17 protein-coding genes are annotated in these 18476 nt (G+C 73.4%); 9 read left to right on the forward strand and 8 right to left on the reverse strand.

The window, feature by feature from the left end:
* Nucleotides 1-83 precede the first annotated feature (83 nt).
* Nucleotides 84-1532, forward strand: coding sequence for an NAD(P)H-quinone dehydrogenase (locus ACFYO5_RS18535; RefSeq protein ID WP_356560152.1), 1449 nt, complete (start codon nucleotides 84-86; stop codon nucleotides 1530-1532).
* Between the two features lie 176 nt (nucleotides 1533-1708).
* Nucleotides 1709-2677, forward strand: coding sequence for a DeoR/GlpR family DNA-binding transcription regulator (locus ACFYO5_RS18540; protein ID WP_388709777.1), 969 nt, complete (start codon nucleotides 1709-1711; stop codon nucleotides 2675-2677).
* A gap of 402 nt (nucleotides 2678-3079) precedes the next feature.
* Here ACFYO5_RS18540 and ACFYO5_RS18545 read toward each other — a convergent pair whose 3' ends face one another.
* A complete protein-coding gene (locus ACFYO5_RS18545; protein ID WP_356560150.1) occupies nucleotides 3080-4852 on the reverse strand; it encodes a biotin carboxylase N-terminal domain-containing protein in 1773 nt (590 codons plus the stop codon).
* Between the two features lie 425 nt (nucleotides 4853-5277).
* Here ACFYO5_RS18545 and ACFYO5_RS18550 point away from each other — a divergent pair, with 425 nt between their 5' ends.
* Nucleotides 5278-5760: a hypothetical protein gene (locus tag ACFYO5_RS18550; protein WP_388709780.1), complete on the forward strand. Its 483-nt coding sequence runs from the start codon at nucleotides 5278-5280 to the stop codon at nucleotides 5758-5760.
* On the opposite strand, the gene ACFYO5_RS18555 is transcribed toward ACFYO5_RS18550, so the two are convergent.
* Nucleotides 5729-6349: a nucleoside triphosphate pyrophosphatase gene (locus tag ACFYO5_RS18555; protein ID WP_356560148.1), complete on the reverse strand. Its 621-nt coding sequence runs from the start codon at nucleotides 6347-6349 to the stop codon at nucleotides 5729-5731. The two genes, ACFYO5_RS18550 and ACFYO5_RS18555, sit on opposite strands and share 32 nt — an antisense overlap.
* Before the next feature lie 49 nt (nucleotides 6350-6398).
* A complete protein-coding gene (mmpB, locus tag ACFYO5_RS18560) occupies nucleotides 6399-6527 on the reverse strand; it encodes a morphogenic membrane protein MmpB (RefSeq protein WP_388709782.1) in 129 nt (42 codons plus the stop codon).
* Nucleotides 6528-6644: 117 nt separating this feature from the next.
* Between mmpB and ACFYO5_RS18565 the strand changes: the two genes are divergently transcribed.
* Nucleotides 6645-7775 carry an SGNH/GDSL hydrolase family protein gene (locus ACFYO5_RS18565; RefSeq protein ID WP_388709784.1) on the forward strand — a complete coding sequence of 377 codons (1131 nt, stop codon included), beginning with the start codon at nucleotides 6645-6647 and terminating at the stop codon, nucleotides 7773-7775.
* Nucleotides 7776-7791: 16 nt separating this feature from the next.
* Here ACFYO5_RS18565 and ACFYO5_RS18570 read toward each other — a convergent pair whose 3' ends face one another.
* Nucleotides 7792-7998, reverse strand: a complete 207-nt coding sequence (locus ACFYO5_RS18570) for an acyl-CoA carboxylase epsilon subunit (protein ID WP_388709786.1) — start codon at nucleotides 7996-7998, stop codon at nucleotides 7792-7794.
* Nucleotides 7999-8007: 9 nt separating this feature from the next.
* Complete coding sequence (locus tag ACFYO5_RS18575; protein WP_356560144.1) at nucleotides 8008-9600, reverse strand: acyl-CoA carboxylase subunit beta; 1593 nt, start codon at nucleotides 9598-9600, stop codon at nucleotides 8008-8010.
* A gap of 110 nt (nucleotides 9601-9710) precedes the next feature.
* On the opposite strand from ACFYO5_RS18575, the gene ACFYO5_RS18580 reads away from it, so the two are divergent.
* Together ACFYO5_RS18580 and ACFYO5_RS18585 are read left to right on the forward strand one after the other, a co-directional pair.
* A complete protein-coding gene (locus ACFYO5_RS18580) occupies nucleotides 9711-10583 on the forward strand; it encodes a biotin--[acetyl-CoA-carboxylase] ligase (RefSeq protein WP_388709788.1) in 873 nt (290 codons plus the stop codon).
* 220 nt (nucleotides 10584-10803) lie between these two features.
* Entirely contained in the window at nucleotides 10804-11934 is a 1131-nt protein-coding gene (locus ACFYO5_RS18585; protein WP_356560142.1) for an adenylate/guanylate cyclase domain-containing protein, read from the forward strand.
* Nucleotides 11935-12154: 220 nt separating this feature from the next.
* Here the strand turns inward: ACFYO5_RS18585 and ACFYO5_RS18590 are convergent, their stop codons facing one another.
* Nucleotides 12155-12808 carry a hypothetical protein gene (locus ACFYO5_RS18590; protein ID WP_388709791.1) on the reverse strand — a complete coding sequence of 218 codons (654 nt, stop codon included), beginning with the start codon at nucleotides 12806-12808 and terminating at the stop codon, nucleotides 12155-12157.
* 214 nt (nucleotides 12809-13022) lie between these two features.
* On the opposite strand from ACFYO5_RS18590, the gene ACFYO5_RS18595 reads away from it, so the two are divergent.
* The 3 genes from ACFYO5_RS18595 to hutH all read left to right on the forward strand — a co-directional run bounded on the left by ACFYO5_RS18595 (nucleotide 13023) and on the right by hutH (nucleotide 17200).
* Entirely contained in the window at nucleotides 13023-13823 is an 801-nt protein-coding gene (locus ACFYO5_RS18595; protein ID WP_388709793.1) for an enoyl-CoA hydratase/isomerase family protein, read from the forward strand.
* Between the two features lie 610 nt (nucleotides 13824-14433).
* Nucleotides 14434-15576: a diguanylate cyclase domain-containing protein gene (locus tag ACFYO5_RS18600; protein WP_388709795.1), complete on the forward strand. Its 1143-nt coding sequence runs from the start codon at nucleotides 14434-14436 to the stop codon at nucleotides 15574-15576.
* Nucleotides 15577-15661: 85 nt separating this feature from the next.
* Complete coding sequence (hutH, locus tag ACFYO5_RS18605) at nucleotides 15662-17200, forward strand: histidine ammonia-lyase (protein WP_388710417.1); 1539 nt, start codon at nucleotides 15662-15664, stop codon at nucleotides 17198-17200.
* A gap of 73 nt (nucleotides 17201-17273) precedes the next feature.
* Here hutH and ACFYO5_RS18610 read toward each other — a convergent pair whose 3' ends face one another.
* Both ACFYO5_RS18610 and ACFYO5_RS18615 read right to left on the reverse strand, forming a co-directional pair.
* Nucleotides 17274-18068: a hypothetical protein gene (locus ACFYO5_RS18610; protein ID WP_388709797.1), complete on the reverse strand. Its 795-nt coding sequence runs from the start codon at nucleotides 18066-18068 to the stop codon at nucleotides 17274-17276.
* 42 nt (nucleotides 18069-18110) lie between these two features.
* On the reverse strand, nucleotides 18111-18431 hold the full coding sequence (locus ACFYO5_RS18615) for an LPXTG cell wall anchor domain-containing protein (RefSeq protein ID WP_356560137.1): 321 nt from the start codon (nucleotides 18429-18431) through the stop codon (nucleotides 18111-18113).
* Between the last annotated feature and the right edge of the window lie 45 nt (nucleotides 18432-18476).

Here is an 18476-nt window from a genome sequence, read left to right on the forward strand (position 1 = left end):
CCGCCGTCGTACGGCGTCCCTCCCGTCGCGGGCGTACCTCCGCACGGCCCCCGGGGGAGTAGCACCCCCGCCGGTGCGGGACAATGGAGTACGTGACTCGGATCGTGATCATCGGTGGCGGACCCGGCGGATACGAGGCGGCCCTGGTGGCCGCCCAGCTCGGCGCGGAGGTGACCGTCGTCGACCGCGACGGTCTGGGCGGGGCGTCGGTGCTGACCGACTGCGTGCCGTCGAAGACCCTGATCGCCACGGCGGAGGTGATGACCACCTTCGACTCCTCCTACGAGGAACTGGGCATCATCGTCGCGGACGACACCCCGCCGCTGGAGCAGGCGGCCCGGGTGGTCGGCGTGGACCTCCACAAGGTCAACCGGCGTGTGAAACGGCTCGCGCTCGCCCAGTCCCACGACATCACCGCCTCCGTCACCCGGGCCGGCGCCCGCGTCCTGCGCGGCCGCGGCCGGCTCAAGGGCATGCAGGCCCTCGACGGCTCCCGCCAGGTCGTCGTGACCGCCGCCGACGGCACCGAGGAGACCCTCACCGCCGACGCCGTCCTCCTCGCCACCGGCGGACACCCCCGCGAACTGCCCGACGCCCAGCCCGACGGCGAGCGCATCCTCAACTGGACCCAGGTCTACGACCTGCGCGAACTGCCCGAGGAACTCATCGTGGTCGGCTCCGGTGTCACCGGCGCGGAGTTCGCCGGCGCCTACCAGGCCCTCGGCTCCAAGGTCACCCTCGTCTCCTCCCGCGACCGCGTGCTGCCCGGCGAGGACCCGGACGCCGCCGCCGTCCTGGAGGACGTCTTCCGCCGCCGCGGCATGAACGTGATGGCCCGCTCGCGCGCCGAGTCCGCCAAGCGCGTCGGCGACCGCGTCGAGGTCACCCTCGCCGACGGCCGGGTCATCACCGGCTCGCACTGCCTGATGGCCGTCGGCGCCATCCCCAACAGCGCCGGCCTCGGCCTGGAGGAGGCGGGCGTCAAGGTCCGCGAGTCCGGCCACATCTGGACCGACCGGGTCTCCCGCACCACCGCCCCCGGCGTGTACGCCGCCGGTGACGTGACCGGCGTCTTCGCCCTCGCCTCCGTCGCCGCCATGCAGGGGCGTATCGCCATGTACCACTTCCTCGGCGACGCGGTGGCCCCGCTCAACCTGAAGACCGTCTCCTCGAACGTCTTCACCGACCCCGAGATCGCCACCGTCGGCTACTCCCAGGCCGATGTCGACGGCGGCAAGATCGACGCCCGGGTGCTGAAGCTGCCGTTGCTGCGCAACCCGCGCGCCAAGATGCAGGGCATCCGCGACGGCTTCGTCAAGATCTTCTGCCGGCCGGGTACGGAGATCGTGGTCGGCGGTGTCGTCGTGGCGCCGCGCGCCTCGGAACTGATCCACCCCATCTCGATCGCCGTCGACAACAATCTGACGGTCGAACAGATCGCGAAGGCCTTCACGGTGTACCCGTCGCTCTCGGGCTCGATCGCCGAAGTGGCGCGGCAGTTGCACAGCCGCAAGACGGGCGGCGAGGCGTAGTCCGTCCGGCGGCCGAAACGGACTCCCCGCTGGTCACGGGGAGTTGCGGCCCGTGCGAGTGGCATAGGCGGGGTGACTAGGGCCCTATACCACTTCATGTGGTGCTGTGCGAACAACTTCTGTTATTCGGCGCAAAGAGCTGAAAGCAGACGGTCGCCCGCGTTACTGTCAGTTTCGTGTTCGCTGCAGAACGTCGCCAATTGATCCTCGAAATGGTGCGAGCCAACGGAGCCGTTTCGCTCCGTGAACTCGCCCGCGTCGTCCAGACCTCCGAAGTGACCGTACGGCGGGACGTGCGCGCACTGGAGGCAGAAGGACTCCTCGACCGCCGGCACGGCGGTGCGGTACTGCCGGGCGGTTTCACCCGCGAGTCCGGCTTCCCGCAGAAATCCCATCTCGCGACCGCCGAGAAGACCGCCATCGCCGACCTCGCCGCCAGCTTCGTCGAAGAGGGCGAGGCCATCGTGGTCGGAGCGGGAACCACCACCCAGGAGCTGGCCCGTCGGCTCGCCCGGATCCCCGGACTCACCGTCGTCACCAACTCCCTGCTGGTGGCCCAGGCGTTGGCACACGCCAACCGCGTGGAGGTCGTGATGACCGGCGGCACCCTGCGCGGCTCCAACTACGCCCTCGTGGGCAGCGGGGCCGAACAGTCCCTCCAGGGACTGCGGGTCTCCCGCGCCTTCCTGTCCGGGAGCGGGCTGACCGCGGAGCGCGGTCTGTCCACGTCCAACATGCTGGCGGCCTCGGTCGACCGGGCCCTCGTGCAGGCGGCCGCCGAGGTCGTCGTGCTCGCCGACCACACCAAGCTCGGCACCGACACCATGTTCCAGACCGTGCCGACGGACGTCATCACCCGCCTGGTGACCGACGAGCCGCCGGCGCACGACGACCGGGCCGGAACCGAACTGCAGGCCCTCGCCGACCAGGGGGTGCAGATCGCCGTGGCGGGGGCGGCGGGGAACCCGGGGGGTGAGCCGGTCCCGGCGCGGCGGCAGCAGCGTCGGGACGTTCCCTTGCCGGCGCCTCGGAGAGGGCAGCTGCCGGGCGGCGGCGCTGCTGCGGGCTTGCGCGCGGCGGCGGTGCTGGGCGAGCAGGCTCCGGGGGCGGAGCGGGCGCGGGTCGCGGACATGCGGCGTCGTTAGGACGCGGACGCCGACGCGGAAGCGGATGTGGCGGATTCCGACGCCGACGGCGGCCCCTGAGCGGTGTGTTTTCGCGCCGCGGGCGGTGGGTGTGGATGCGCGCGCGCCGGTCCGCCGCGGCCGGTCGCGGGGCTTTCCGCGCCTCTCGGGCGGCTGTGCGCCCGGCGCGTCGACGGTGCCCCGTGCTCCTCGGGTACGCCTCGTGCCCCGTGCTCCTCGGGTACGCCTCGCGCCGCGTGCTCCTCGGGTACGCCCCGCGCCGCGTGCTCCTCGGGTACGCCCCGCGCCGCGCGTTCCGACGGGGTTGCCGGGCCGGCTCGGGCGGGTTCCCGGGCCCGTGGACGACAGAACCCCGCGCCCTGTTTCTCGTGGGCGCGGGGAACCGGGGTCGGGCTGCTCGGGTCAGTCCTTGATCTCGCAGATGGGGGCACCCGAGGTGATCGAGGCACCGACCTCCGCGGCGAGGCCCTTGACGGTGCCGGAGCGGTGGGCGTTGAGGGGCTGCTCCATCTTCATGGCCTCCAGGACGACGATCAGATCGCCCTCCTTGACCTCCTGGCCCTCCTCGACCGCGATCTTGACGATCGTGCCCTGCATCGGGGAGGCGAGGGTGTCACCGGAGGCGACGGGGCCGGACTTCTTGGCGGCGCGCCGCTTGGGCTTGGCGCCGGCCGCGAGTCCCGTGCGGGCCAGGGACATGCCGAGCGAGACCGGGAGGGAGACCTCCAGGCGCTTGCCGCCGACCTCCACCACGACGGTCTCGCGGCCCGCCTCCTCGTCGGCCTCGGTGTCCGTGGGAGCCGCGAAGGGCTTGATGTCGTTGACGAACTCGGTCTCGATCCAGCGGGTGTGGACCGTGAACGGGTCGGTCGAGCCGGTCAGCTCGGGGGCGAACGCCGGGTCCTTCACCACCGCGCGGTGGAAGGGGATGGCGGTGGCCATGCCCTCCACCTGGAACTCCGCCAGGGCGCGGGCGGCCCGCTGGAGGGCCTCCCGGCGGGTGCGGCCGGTGACGATCAGCTTGGCCAGCAGGGAGTCCCAGGCCGGGCCGATGACGCTGCCGGCCTCCACGCCCGCGTCCAGACGCACGCCCGGGCCGGACGGCCCGTCGAACGTGGTGACGGTGCCGGGGGCGGGGAGGAAGTTGCGGCCCGGGTCCTCGCCGTTGATGCGGAACTCGAAGGAGTGGCCGCGCAACGGCGGGTCGTCGTAACCGAGTTCCTCGCCGTCGGCGATGCGGAACATCTCGCGCACCAGGTCGATGCCGGCGACCTCCTCGGTGACCGGGTGCTCGACCTGGAGCCGGGTGTTGACCTCCAGGAAGGAGATCGTGCCGTCGACGCCGACGAGGAACTCCACGGTGCCCGCGCCGACGTAGCCGGCCTCCTTGAGGATGGCCTTGGAGGAGGAGTACAGCTCGGCCACCTGCGCCTCGGAGAGGAACGGCGCCGGGGCCTCCTCGACCAGCTTCTGGTGCCGGCGCTGGAGGGAGCAGTCACGGGTGGAGACGACGACCACGTTGCCGTGCCGGTCGGCCAGGCACTGGGTCTCGACGTGCCGCGGCTTGTCGAGGTAGCGCTCGACGAAGCACTCGCCGCGGCCGAAGGCCGCGACGGCCTCGCGGACCGCGGAGTCGTACAGCTCGGGCACCTCTTCGAGGGTGCGGGCGACCTTCAGGCCGCGTCCGCCGCCACCGAAGGCGGCCTTGATCGCGATGGGCAGGCCGTGCTCCTCCGCGAAGGCCACGACCTCGTCGGCGCCCGACACCGGGTCCGGCGTGCCCGCCACCAGCGGCGCGCCGGCGCGCTGGGCGATGTGCCGGGCGGCGACCTTGTCGCCGAGGTCGCGGATGGCCTGCGGCGGCGGGCCGATCCAGATGAGGCCCGCGTCCAGGACGGCCTGGGCGAACTCGGCGTTCTCCGAGAGGAAGCCGTAGCCGGGATGGATCGCGTCCGCCCCCGACTCGCGGGCGGCGTTCAGCACCTTCTCGATGTCGAGGTAGCTGGTGCCCGGGGTGTCACCGCCCAGGGCGAACGCCTCATCCGCGGCGCGGACATGCAGAGCGTCCCGGTCCGGTTCGGCGTACACGGCGACGCTTGCGATACCGGCATCCCGGCATGCCCGGGCCACGCGGACTGCGATTTCGCCACGGTTGGCGATGAGCACCTTGCGCACGATTGAGGCTCCCTCCTTGAAACAAGCCGAGTTTAGGGACTGCCGACACGACTCATCGACCCGTCCCCAAAGGTGAGCTTGCCCACACGGAGCGTGATGCCAGGCTCACTCGACCGTGAATTCCCTTGCAGTACCGCCGTACGCAGCACTCCTCCCCGAAACCCTAGCCCTCCACTGTGGCCAAGGTCTCTGTGACCACGTGCTGCGGCCCACTCCGTTTCTTTGTGGAGTCCCTACGAATGGCCCAATGATTCTTTGCCGTCGGCAGAACCCTTGTCCCCGCGTATACCCGTGAGTAGCGTTCGTGGCGCTGAAGAAGGCCCAGCGGCCCGAGGGCCACCCCGCGGAGTGGTGCTCGGGTGACGGGCGGGCGCACTCGGGTAACGGCGGTCCTGTGCGGGCCGGGTCGAAAGTGGGTGGGACCGGTGCTGCGCAGACCGGTGGCAGTGGTCGTGGCGGTCGTGCTCCTCGTCGAGGCGCTCGGCGTCGCCGCGCTGAACTGGTTCCTCGGGATCGTCGTCGACCGTCAGGACATGTCCCTCGCGGGCCTGGACCCGGACATGATGTCGACGTCGTCGAAGGTCGGCGGGATCGTCTTCGGCCTCTACTTCGCCTTCTGCGGGCTGGTCGCCCTGCTGGTGGCCGTCCGCGACCAGCCGCCGGCCGGCTTAGGCCGCGTCCTGCTGGTCAGCGCCGCCGTGGTGCACGGGCTGCTGGGCGCCGCCGCGTGGGGGCTGGTGGGCTGGCCGGCGTTCCTGTCCATGGTCGTGGCGCTGGCGCTCATCGTGCTGCTGCTCATGACGTACGACCGCAAGGAGGGGCCCGCCGCCGGGCCCGGGGACACCGCCGGGCCGAAGGACCAGGGGCCCGCCCCGGTCAACGGTCCGACGGCGCCCACAACTGGGTGATGCCCACGTCCAGGCGGGCCAGCAGCCGGCGTACGAGCGGCAGGCTGAGGCCGATCACGTTGCCGTGGTCGCCGTCGATGCCGTCGATGAACGGCGCCGAGCGGCCGTCCAGGGTGAACGCCCCGGCGACGTGCAGCGGTTCCCCGGAGGCGACGTAAGCCGCGATCTCCTCGTCGGTGGGCTCGCCGAAGCGGACCACGGTGGAGGCGACGGCGGAGGTGTGGCGCCCCGTGGCGGTGTCGTAGACGCAGTGCCCGGTCTGGAGGGTGCCCGCGCGGCCGCGCATGGACTTCCAGCGGGCGGTGGCCTCCTCGGCGTCCGCGGGCTTGCCCAGGGCCTCGCCGTCCAGGTCGAGGACCGAGTCGCAGCCGATCACGAGCGCGCCCATGACCTCGGGGCGCGCGGCCACGACGGAGGCCTTGGCCTCGGCCAGGGCGAGCGCCAGTTCGGCGGGGGTGGGGGCGGTCACGGCGTCCTCGTCGACCCCGCTGACGATCACCTCGGGGTCGAGTCCTGCCTGGCGCAGCAGGCCCAGCCGGGCGGGGGACTGGGAGGCGAGCACGAGACGGCGGCGCGGCTGATCGGTCATGCCGTCAGCGTATCGGCGCGCCGCGCCGCGTTCATCCAGGTCGGCCGGGTCATTTCATCCCGATGACGATCATCGCGACCACCATGGCGAGCGCCATGAGGAGCCCGAGCCGCCGCAGCATCTCCTGCGCGTCGCGCATGTCCTCGGGCGGCTCGTTGTCGGGGTCGGACCACAGCATGCGATCCAGCCTGCGGCGGGGCGGTGGCGGCCGCCTGAGTACACGTACTCAACTTGTCTAAACGGGACTGTGGTTTCATTAAGGTGTCACCGTGCCGGCCGACGAGAGGACCCGCCCGTGTTCACCACCGCCTGGACCGCCCCGCCCCAGCTCCCCAGCGAGGGCTTCACCCCCAACTGGTCCCGCGAGGGCTTCTGGCGCCAGTCCGTGCGCCAGAGCGTCCGGCTGACGGCCGGCGGCGGCCGGGTGCGGATCCGGCTGTCGAACGCCTACGGCACCTCCCCGGTCCGCATCGCCGCCGCCACCGTGGCCCGCGCGGCCGCGGGCCCCGCCGTCGAGGCGGACTCCGTCACCCGCCTCACCTTCGGGGGATCGGCGCACACGGCGATCCCGGCCCGCGGCCACCTGCTCAGCGATCCGGCCCCGCTCGCCGTGGCACCGGGACAGGCGCTGACGCTGACCCTCCACTTCGACGCCGTCACCGGCCCCGCCACCTTCCACGCCCAGGCCTTCACGACCAGCTACCGCGGCGCGGGCGACCTGTCGCAGGACGTGGCCGGCGAGGACTTCGACGCCAGCAGCCAGTCCTGGTACTTCCTCACCGCCGTACAGACCGACGACGGCCGGGCGGACGGCATCGCCCTCCTCGGCGACTCCCTCACCGACGGCTTCGGCTCGACACCCGGCGCCGACCGGCGCTGGTCCGACCAGTTGGCCCGGCGCACCGGACGCCCCGTCCTCAACGCCGGCATCGGCGGGAACCTGCTGCTCAACGACTCCGCCTGGTACGGGGAGAAGGCCCTGCACCGGCTGCGCCGCGACGTGCTGGAGCAGCCGGGGGTGGACACCCTCGTGGTGCTCCTCGGCCTCAACGACATCGGCTTCGGCGAGACGGACGAGCAGCCGACGTACAAGCCCGCCCCCGTGGTGGAGGCGGGCGAACTCATCGCCGGGCACCGGGAGCTGATACGGCAGGCGCGCGGGCGGGGCCTGCGGACGGTCGGGGCGACCCTGCTGCCGTTCGGGGGCTCGGACCACTGGGGCGAGCACGCGGCCGGGGTGAGCCACGAGGTGGACGCGTGGGTGCGCCGCTCGGGCGAGTACGACGCGGTCGTCGACCTGCGCCGAGCGCTGGCCGATCCGGCCGACCCGGACCGGCTGCACCCCGCGTACGACTCCGGCGACCACCTGCACCCCGACGACGCGGGGTACGCGGTGATGGCCGAGGCCGTGGCCGCCCGTCTCTGACGGGCGGCGGACCGGCCTAGCCCGGCCAGTAGGTGCGGCTCCAGGCGGCCGGACCCGGCCGGGGCAGGCGACGGCCGGCGATGCGGGAGGGGTCCGACCAGGAGTCCCCGGCCTCCTGCGCGCCGGACGGCTCGGCTGCCGCCGCCGCGGCGCGGGCGCGGACCACCGCCAGGGCGGCGGCCAGCTCCTCCGGGGTCGGATTGCCCCGTACGACCTTGATCACAGCGGCTCCTTACAGGGGGATGTTGCCGTGCTTCTTCGGAGGCAGGGATTCCCGCTTCGTCCGCAGCTGACGCAGGCCCCGCACGATGTGCCGGCGGGTGTCCGACGGCATGATCACCGCGTCGACGTAACCCCGCTCGGCGGCGATGTAGGGGTTGAGGAGGGCGTCCTCGTACTCCCGGATGAGACGGGCGCGGGTCGCCTCCGGGTCGCCCGTGGTCTCCGCCTCGGCGATGGCGCGGCGGTGCAGGATGTTGACCGCGCCCTGGGCGCCCATCACGGCGATCTGGGCCGTCGGCCACGCCAGGTTGAGGTCGGCCCCCAGGTGCTTGGAGCCCATCACGTCGTAGGCGCCGCCGAAGGCCTTGCGGGTGATGACCGTGATCAGCGGGACGGTCGCCTCCGCGTAGGCGTAGATCAGCTTGGCGCCCCGGCGGATGATGCCGTCGTGCTCCTGGTCGACGCCGGGCAGGAAGCCGGGGACGTCCACGAAGGTGACGACCGGGACGTTGAACGCGTCGCAGGTCCGCACGAACCGGGCCGCCTTCTCGGAGGCCTTGATGTCCAGGCAGCCCGCGAACTGCATGGGCTGGTTGGCGACGATGCCGACCGGACGGCCCTCCACCCGGCCGAAGCCGGTCAGGATGTTCGGCGCGTACAGCGGCTGCGTCTCGAAGAACTCGGCGTCGTCCAGGACGTGTTCGATCACCGTGTGCATGTCGTACGGCTGGTTCGCGCTGTCCGGGACGAGCGTGTTCAGCTCCAGGTCCTCGTCGGTGACGGCGAGATCCGCCTCCTCCGGGAACGCGGGCGCCTCGGAGAGGTTGTTCGACGGCAGGTACGACAGCAGCTGCTTGACGTACTCGATGGCGTCCTTCTCGTCGCCGGCCATGTGGTGCGCCACGCCCGACGTCGAGTTGTGGGTGCGCGCGCCGCCCAGCTCCTCGAAGCCGACGTCCTCGCCGGTGACCGTCTTGATGACGTCCGGGCCGGTGATGAACATGTGCGAGGTCTGGTCGACCATGACGGTGAAGTCGGTGATCGCCGGCGAGTACACCGCGCCGCCCGCGCACGGCCCGACGACCAGGCTGATCTGCGGGATGACGCCGCTCGCGTGGGTGTTGCGGCGGAAGATCTCGCCGTACGCCCCCAGCGAGGCCACGCCCTCCTGGATGCGGGCACCACCGGAGTCGTTGATGCCGATGACCGGGCAGCCGGTCTTCAGCGCGAAGTCCATGACCTTGACGATCTTCTGGCCGTAGACCTCGCCGAGGGCACCGCCGAAGACGGTGAAGTCCTGCGAGAACACGGCGACGGGCCGGCCCTCGACGGTGCCGTACCCGGTCACGACGCCGTCCCCGTACGGGCGGTTCTGGTCGAGGCCGAAGTTGGTGGAGCGGTGCCGGGCGAATTCGTCCAGCTCCACGAACGAATCTTCGTCGAGGAGGAGTTCGATGCGCTCACGGGCGGTCAGCTTGCCCTTGGCGTGCTGCTTCTCGACGGCGCGTTCGGAGCCGGCGTGCGTCGCCTCCGTGACGCGACGCTGGAGATCCGCGAGCTTTCCCGCGGTCGTGTGGATGTCGATCTCTTCCGACTCGGACATCGGGATGCGGCTCCCTGCCTGCTCAAAAGGGGGGACGGTTACTCATCCGTAGAGTAGTGGCGGGCCTACCGATCGGCAGTGCGGCGTTTACCACACCTAGGGTGGCTTGCATGACGCCGCGAGATGCAGCAGGAAACCCCGGAGACAGCAGCCGGTGGTCCGATCTGGACCGTCCACCCCTCAACGCCGTCGCGTTGCGGCGCGGGCTCGTCCGCGGGGGCGGACTGTGGACGGGGGTCGACATCGTGTCCCGCACCGGGTCCACCAACTCCGACCTCGTCGCCCTCGCCGCCGCCGGGAAGGCCGACGAGGGGGCCGTCCTGGTCGCCGAGGAACAGACCTCCGGGCGGGGACGGCTCGACCGGAGGTGGACGGCGCCGCCGCGGTCCGGACTGTTCTTCTCCGTGCTGCTGCGGCCGGCCGACGTCCCCGTGGCGCGGTGGGGATGGCTGCCGCTGCTCACCGGCGTCGCGGTGGCCACCGGCCTGTCGCGGGCCGCGGGCGTCGACACGGCGCTGAAATGGCCCAACGACCTGCTGGTGACCGTCGACGGGGAGGAACGCAAGGCCGGGGGGATCCTGGCGGAACGGGCCGGTGCGGACGGGGTCGTGGTCGGCGTCGGCATCAACGTCACCCTGCGGGCCGAGGAGCTGCCGGTGCCGCAGGCGGGGTCGCTGGTGCTGGCCGGTGCGGTCAGCACGGACCGGGATCCCCTGCTGCGGGGGGTGCTGCGGTCGCTGGAGGAGTGGTACGGGCGGTGGCGGGAGGCCGGGGGCGATCCCTCGGTGTCGGGGCTCCAGGAGGCGTACGCGGCGGGGTGCGCGACCTTGGGGCGGACCGTGCGGGCGGAGTTGCCGGGGGACCGGTCGGTGGTCGGCGAGGCGGTGGCCGTGGACGGGGACGGCCGGCTGGTCCTCGCCACCGAGGAGGGGGTACGGGAGCCGGTGGGCGCGGGCGACATCGTGCACCTGCGGCCGGCCTGAACGGCCTCGCCCCCGGAGAACGCCGGACGCGTCGGTGGTGGCCGGCCGGGCCGGACGGTGGGCGGGCGTTGGCCGGAGGTCCGGGAGCGGAACCCCGGCCGGCCGCGGCACCGCACCGGACGTCACCCCCGCCCTCCCGGACGGAGTGAGCTGGCGCACACCTGCCGTAGAGTTGGGGCCGGTCGAAACCTGACCGCGATAGATCGGAAGGGCAGCAGGCGTGACCGTCGACGACACGGGCTCCGACGAGGGCGCGGACGGCCGGGTGGACATGCCGGCCGCCGACTCCGGTGACGACCCTCTCGCCCTGCGCCTCGAGCAGCTCATCCTCGGCGCCGAGCGCCGCTACACCCCGTTCCAGGCGGCCCGTAGCGCCGGTGTCTCCATGGAGCTGGCCTCCCGCTTCTGGCGGGCCATGGGCTTCGCCGACATCGGGCAGGCCAGGGCGCTCACCGAGGCCGACGTACTGGCCCTGCGCCGCCTCGCCGGTCTCGTCGAGGCGGGGCTGCTGAGCGAGGCCATGGCGGTCCAGGTGGCGCGGTCCACCGGGCAGACCACCGCCCGGTTGGCGGAGTGGCAGATCGATTCCTTCCTGGAGGGCCTGACCGAGCCGCCCGAACCGGGGATGACCCGCACCGAGGTGACGTATCCGATCGTCGAGCTGCTGCTGCCGGAGCTGGAGGAGTTCCTCGTCTACGTGTGGCGCCGGCAGCTCGCCGCCTCGGCGGGACGGGTCGTGCAGGCCGCGGACGACGAGGAGATGGTCGACCGTCGGCTCGCGGTCGGCTTCGCCGATCTCGTCGGCTTCACGCGGCTGACCCGCCGTATGGAGGAGGAGGAGCTGGGCGAGCTGGTCGAGGCCTTCGAGACCACCGCGGCCGACCTGGTCGCGGCCCGCGGCGGACGCCTGATCAAGACCCTCGGCGACGAGGTGCTGTACGCGGCCGACGACGCCGGCACCGCCGCCGAGATCGCGCTGCTGCTCGTCGAGACGATGAGCGATGACGCCACGATGCCCGAACTGCGCGTCGGCATGGCCTTCGGCACCGTGACCACCCGGATGGGCGATGTCTTCGGCACCACGGTCAACCTGGCCTCCCGGCTGACGTCGATAGCGCCTCGGGACGCCGTGCTCGTGGACAGCGCCTTCGCCGAGGAGCTGATCCGCACCGGCGACGCTCCCGCCTCGGAGGCGGAGGCCGCCGAGGCCGCGGCCACCGCGGAGAAGGAGGGCGAGGAGCCGCCCGCGTACCGCTTCGCGCTCCAGCCGATGTGGCAGCGGCCCGTGCGCGGGCTCGGCGTGGTCGAGCCCTGGCTGCTCACCCGCCGGGGCACCCGCGACGCCGGATAGCCTCCGCCCTCGGCCGGCGGGGCGCCGGCGGGGCAGGGTGGTTCCGCTCCTCAGCCGCCGGGGGCGCCGGCGACGCCGGACAGCCGCCGCCCCTCAGCCGGTGGGGCGTCGGCGACGGATGGCTTCCGCCACCTGGTGGGCGGGCCGGGCAGGGGTCCACGCAGAGGCCTGTTCGGGAGTCGTCCTCGGCGTGGGTGTGGCCGCCGGTGTGTCCGCTCGCTCAGTCGGCGGGGCCGGGCAGGGGGTCCACGCAGAGGCCGATGACCGGCAGACAGAGGCCGGGGCGGCTCGTGGGGCCGGGGGCGGGCGGGGCGGTGGTCGGGCCGGGTGCCGGGGGTGCCGTCGGTCCGGGGGGCCGGGGAGGTTCGGGAGTCGTCCTCGGGGTGGGTGTGGCCGCCGGGGTGTCCGGTCCCTCCTCGGCCGGTGGCGTCGTGCGCGGGCCGTAGGGGCCGCTGGGGGTGCGGACCGCGGAGGTCGGGGAGGCGCCGGGGGCCGCGCCGGAGCCGGCCGTGGGGCCGCCGCCCATCGGGGCCGCGGCGGACGATGCCGGCCGGGGCGCCGCGGACGCGGTGACCGCCGGGTTCGTCGCGTGGTCCGGGTCCGGCCGGATGTCCGCGGTGGGCCCGAGCCGGGGTTCGGCCTGGGCGGTGTCCACACCCGAGTCGGAGGCCGGCCGCAACAGGCTCAGCGCCCCCACCGCCAGCGCGAACCCGCCCGCGGCGAACAGCACCTTCCGGGGCCGGGGCCGGCGATGCCGCCCCCGTGCGCGGCCGGCCGCCTCGGGGACCCTTTCCGTCCGGTTTCCCGTCCGCTCCGCTTCCGACAGCCCCGCTCCCGCGCTCGCGGCCTGGCTCCTCACCGGTGTGGTCGTCATCGCGTTCCCTCCCCGATGTCGTCGCGCCCCCTCTGCGCCGTGGCGGACGCACGTTATGCGCTCCCCTGGGCGGTGCGGGCGGAGTCGGGCGGGATGTCACTCGAACGGGTGGGCGGGGGTCGAGCGGGAGGCGGGCGGGCCTTTTCCCGGCGCGGTGCGGCTGCGATGATCGGGCCTGCCAGGTTTGTTAACCCGCGTTAACCCGGAGGGTGTCATGAGTGAGGAACGGTTCGGGGAGTTCGTGCTGGTGCGGCGGCACGGGGACGGGCATGTCGCGGAGCTGGCCCTCGACCGGCCCAAGGCCATGAACGCCGTGTCCACGGAGATGGCCCGGTCCATCGGGGCCGCCTGCACGGCACTCGGGGAGGACCGGGACGTACGCGTGGTCGTGCTCACCTCGACGCACGAGCGGGCCTTCTGCGTCGGGGCCGACCTCAAGGAGCGCAACTCGTTCTCCGACGCCGAACTGGTGCGGCAGCGGCCGGTCGCGCGGGGGGCGTACACGGGTGTGCTGGAGCTGCCGGTGCCGACGGTCGCGGCGGTGCACGGGTTCGCGCTGGGCGGCGGCTTCGAGCTGGCGCTGGCCTGCGACGTGATCGTGGCCGACCGGACGGCCGTGGTGGGCCTGCCCGAGGTGTCGGTCGGCGTGATCCCGGGTGGCGGGGGGACCCAGCTGCTGCCCCGCCGGGTGGGGGCGGCCCGCGCGGCCGAGCTGATCTTCTCCGCCCGCCGGGTCGACGCCGTCGAGGCGCGGGAGCTGGGCCTGGTGGACGTGCTGGTGGACGAGGGAGCGGACCGGGAGGAGGCGCTGGCGCTGGGCGCGCGCATCGGCGCCAACTCGCCGGTGGGGCTGCGCGCGGCCAAGCGGGCCCTGCGGCTGGGGCAGGGGCTGGACCTGCGAGCGGGCCTGGAGGTCGAGGACGCCGCCTGGCGGACGGTGGCCTTCTCGAGGGACCGGGCCGAGGGCGTCGCGGCCTTCAACGAGAAGCGGAAGCCGCAGTGGCCGGGTGAGTGAACCGGCCGGGGGAGAGGGTGGTCACGCCGGTCGGCTCCGGCTCGGTGGCCCGGCCCTGTGGCTCGGCTCCGGCTCGGCGGCCCGGCCCGGCCCGGTCCGGCCCTGCGGCTCGGGTCCGGCTTTGCGGATCGGCGTTCCGGACCGGCTCCGCGGCGCGTCGGCCGGGCTCGGCTCTCGGTTCGGCTCCGGCCCGGTGGTTCGGCTCCGGCTTCGCGGCTCGGCCCCGCGGCGCGTCGGCCCGGCCCCGCCCGGTGGCCCGGTCCTGCGGCTCGGGTTCGGCTTCGCGGCTCGGCCCCGGCTCCGCGGCCCGGCATCCGGACCGGCTCCGCGGCGCGTCGGCCGGGCTCGGCTCTCGGTTCGGCTCCGGCTTCGCGGCTCGGCATTCGGCCCGGCCCCGCCCTGCGGCCCGGCCCCGCCCTGCGGCCCGGCCCCGCCCTGCGGCCCGGCCCCGCCCTGCGGCCCGGCCGCCCGGCCCGGCTCCGCGGCCCGGCATCCGGTCCGGCCCCGCGGTACCTCGGCCCGGCTCGGCTCTCGGTTCGGCCCTCCGGCCCGTCACTCCAAGTGCTACCCAGGAGTCCCCTTTGTAGCCAAATGTACCTAGCCTGGGGAGATGGGTGAGGACAGACGGCTCGTGGCCGTGGTGGCGCTGGCGCAGGGCATGGCGGCGGCGCGCACGCCCCGTGAGTCGTGGCGCGCGGCGGCCCTGGGCGCCTGCCGGGCGCTGGTCGGCGGCTTCGCCGCGCTGTCGGTCTGGGAGCGGGACCTCGGGCGGCTGCGCGTCCTGGTGAACGTGGGGGACCGGGCGCCGGACGAGGAGGAGTTCCCGGAGGGCGAGGCCTATCCGGTGCACCAGTTCCCGGAGATCACCGAGTTCCTGCACGAGCGCTGGGTGGCGGGCGGTGAGCCCAATGCCTGGGTGGAGACGGCTCAGGGGCCGGCCGCCGGGCGCCCCGGCTACTGCCACCAGCGGGTCGCCGCCCTGCGCCGGCGCGGGCGGGGCTCCTGCGTGGTCGCGCCGATCGTGCTGCACGGCCGGGCCTGGGGCGAGCTGTACGTGGCCCGCTCCACCGGCACGCCCGTCTTCGACCGCGGCGACGCCGACTTCGCGACCGTCCTGGCGGCCGTCGTCGCGGCCGGGCTGGCGCAGACCGAGCGGCTGGAGGAGGCCCGCCGACTGGCCTTCACGGACGCCCTGACCGGTCTGGCCAACCGCCGTGCCGTGGACGTACGCCTGGAGGAGGCGGTGGAGCGGCACCGGACGCGCGGGGACGTGGTGAGTCTCGTCGTGTGCGACCTCAACGGCCTCAAGCGGGTGAACGACACCTGCGGGCACTCCGTCGGCGACCGACTGCTGGAACGGTTCGGGTCCGTGCTGTCGCTGTGCGGGGCGATGCTGCCCGGCGCGCTGGCGGCCCGCCTCGGCGGGGACGAGTTCTGCCTGCTCGCCGTCGGGCCGACCGCCGACGACGTGGTGAAGGTCGCCGGCGAACTGTGCCGCCGGGCGTCCGAGTTGGAGCTGGGCGAGGGCGTGGCCTGCGGGGTCGCCTCCACCGAGGACCCGATCGGGCCGGTGCGTTCGGCCCGCCGTCTGTTCCGGCTCGCGGACGCCGCGCAGTACCGGGCCAAGGCCGTCCGGGCCGGCCGGCCGGTCGTCGCCGGGCGGGAGGGGCCCGACGACCCGGTCGTCCGCCTGGCCGACGAGCCGTCGCACGGGCCGGCCGGGGAGCGTCGGCGTTTCCGCGGGCGGCACTGAGCCGCTGTGACGCATCGGTAAGGGGCGAACCCGGCCCCCACTGGTGACATCTTCATCTTCACTGCGTACGCTCCTGAATATGGATATGCACACTGTGGTGGTGGGGACGTCCGGGGTGACCGCGTCCGACGTCCTCGCCGTGGCGCGCGACGGCGCCCGGGTCGAGCTTTCCGGTGAGGCGGTGGCGGCCCTCGCCGCGGCGCGCGAGATCGTCGAAGCGCTGGCGGCCAAGCCCGAGCCCGTCTACGGCGTCTCCACCGGGTTCGGCGCCCTCGCCACCCGGCACATCAGCCCGGAACTGCGCGCCCAGCTCCAGCGCAACATCGTCCGCTCGCACGCCGCCGGCATGGGGCCGCACGTCGAGCGGGAGGTCGTCCGCGCCCTGATGTTCCTGCGCCTGAAGACCGTCTGCTCCGGGCGCACCGGCGTACGGCCCGAGGTCGCGCAGACCATGGCCGACCTGCTGAACGCCGGTATCACTCCCGTCGTCCACGAGTACGGCTCGCTCGGCTGCTCGGGCGACCTCGCCCCGCTCTCGCACTGCGCCCTCACCCTCATGGGCGAAGGGGACGCCGAGGGCCCGGACGGGGTCGTACGGCCCGCCGGCGAGCTGCTCGCCGAGCACGGCATCGCCCCCGTCGCCCTGCGCGAGAAGGAGGGCCTCGCCCTCCTCAACGGCACCGACGGCATGCTCGGCATGCTGATCATGGCTCTCGCCGACCTGGACCGCCTCTACAAGTCGGCCGACGTCACGGCCGCCCTGTCGCTGGAGGCCCTCCTCGGCACCAACAAGGTCCTCGCACCCGAGCTGCACGCCATCCGCCCGCACCCGGGCCAGGGCGACTCCGCCGCCAACATGCTGGCCGTGCTGGCCGGTTCGGAGCTGACCGGGCACCACCAGGACGACGCGCCGCGCGTCCAGGACGCCTACTCGGTGCGGTGCGCCCCGCAGGTCGCCGGTGCCGGTCGGGACACCATGGCCCACGCGCGCCTCGTCGCCGAACGCGAACTGGCCTCCGCCGTCGACAACCCCGTGGTGCTGCCCGACGGCCGCGTGGAGTCCAACGGCAACTTCCACGGCGCCCCGGTGGCCTACGTCCTGGACTTCCTCGCCATCGCCGTCGCCGACCTGGCGTCGATCGCCGAGCGCCGCACCGACCGGCTGCTGGACAAGAACCGCAGCCACGGCCTGCCGCCGTTCCTCGCCGACGACGCCGGCGTCGACTCCGGCCTGATGATCGCCCAGTACACGCAGGCCGCGCTGGTCAGCGAGTTGAAGCGGCTGGCCGTACCGGCCTCCGCCGATTCCATCCCGTCCTCCGCGATGCAGGAGGACCACGTCTCCATGGGCTGGTCCGCGGCCCGCAAGCTGCGCACCGCCGTCGACAACCTCACCCGCGTCATCGCCGTCGAGCTGTACGCCGCCACCCGCGCCGTCGAGCTGCGCCAGGGGCTCACGCCGGCGCCCGCGACCCGCGCGGTCCTCGACGCCGTACGGAAGGCCGGAGTCGAGGGGCCGGGACCCGACCGCTTCCTCGCGCCCGACCTCGCCGCGGCCGACGCGTTCGTGCGCGACGGACGGCTCGTGGCCGCCGTGGAGACGGTGACGGGGCCGCTCCGCTAGGGCCCGTCCGCCCGGACGTGCGAGGGGGCCCTGCCGCGGGCGCGTGTACGCCTGCGGCAGGGCCCCTACGTGCTTACTTGAGCTTGGCGGCCTGCGCCTGGAGCACGGCGGCGGGGACCTTGGACTCCCCGCCCTTGGCCAGCGCGCCGAGGTTGATGCCGTAGAACGTGGCGACCGTGCTGCCGCTGCGTACGACCTCGACCTGGAACGTGGCCGTGCCGTCGCCGTCCATGTCGGCGACGACGGTGAACGCCGAGGACTCCTCGCCGGCCCCCGACGCCTTCGTCGACGTGACCTTGGTGATCTTCTGCGTCTCGCCGCCGGCGGTCATGGTGAACCCGCCGGAGCAGGCCGAGACGCCGTCGGTGAACGACTTCATGGTCTTCTGGGCGCCGTCGCCCTCGTAGGAGGAGAGGCCGACGAGGGTCGCCGTGACGTCGAAGGCGTCCTCGAGGTCCGACTCGCTGATGTCCTCGGGTGACTTGGTGCCGGCCTGAGCCGACTTGTCCTCGGTCACGGTGTTCTTCGCGCCGGCCTCCGTGTCACCCGGCGGAAGGGCGGACATCGCGTAGACGAGCGGCTCGCACGCGGCCTTGTCGACCTTCGCGGCGCTCTTGGACGCCGGCAGGCTGGCGTCGGTTTTGTCGACCTTGTACCCCTTGACCTCGCCCTGGGCCAGCAGCAGCTTCTCCAGCTCGGCCTTGGTCAGCGCCTTCCCGGCCGGAGCCGAGGACGAGGAACCGGAGTCCTTGGAGGATCCCTTGGAGTCCTTCTTCGACCCCTCGTCCGAGCAGCCCGTGATGAGGACCAGCGACAGTGCGCCCACAGCAGCCGTGGCGCACAGCCGCGCCCCCGATGTTCTCTTCATGAGCGGACTATGAAGGTCGGGTCAAGTAAGCGTCAAATCAGTTCAGAAACCCAGGCGTTCCCGGCGAACGGAATACACCACGAAGCCGGCGCCGAGCGCGAGCAGACCGGTCCCGCCCACGACGTACGGCGTGGTGTCGAAGCTTCCGGTGTCGGCGAGGCGGGTCCCGTCGGAGGTGTCGCCGGTGAGAACGGTGCCGGCGCTGTCCGTGGAGACGGCCCGCGCCTGGGTGGTGACCTGTGTCGTCACTGCCGTTCTCGTCGGCTCGTCCGGCGTCGCCTGGGCGTTCGGGACGAACCACAGGGCACCCAGGAGGGTTCCCGCGGCGGTGGCGGTCAGCAACGGACGGCGAGCGGATGACACGGAATATCTATCCCCTTGTGGCGCTGGCGAATTGGCCGTGTGCCC

The sequence above is a fragment of the Streptomyces sp. NPDC006259 genome (assembly GCF_042870975.1).
Classification (GTDB): Bacteria; Actinomycetota; Actinomycetes; order Streptomycetales; family Streptomycetaceae; genus Streptomyces.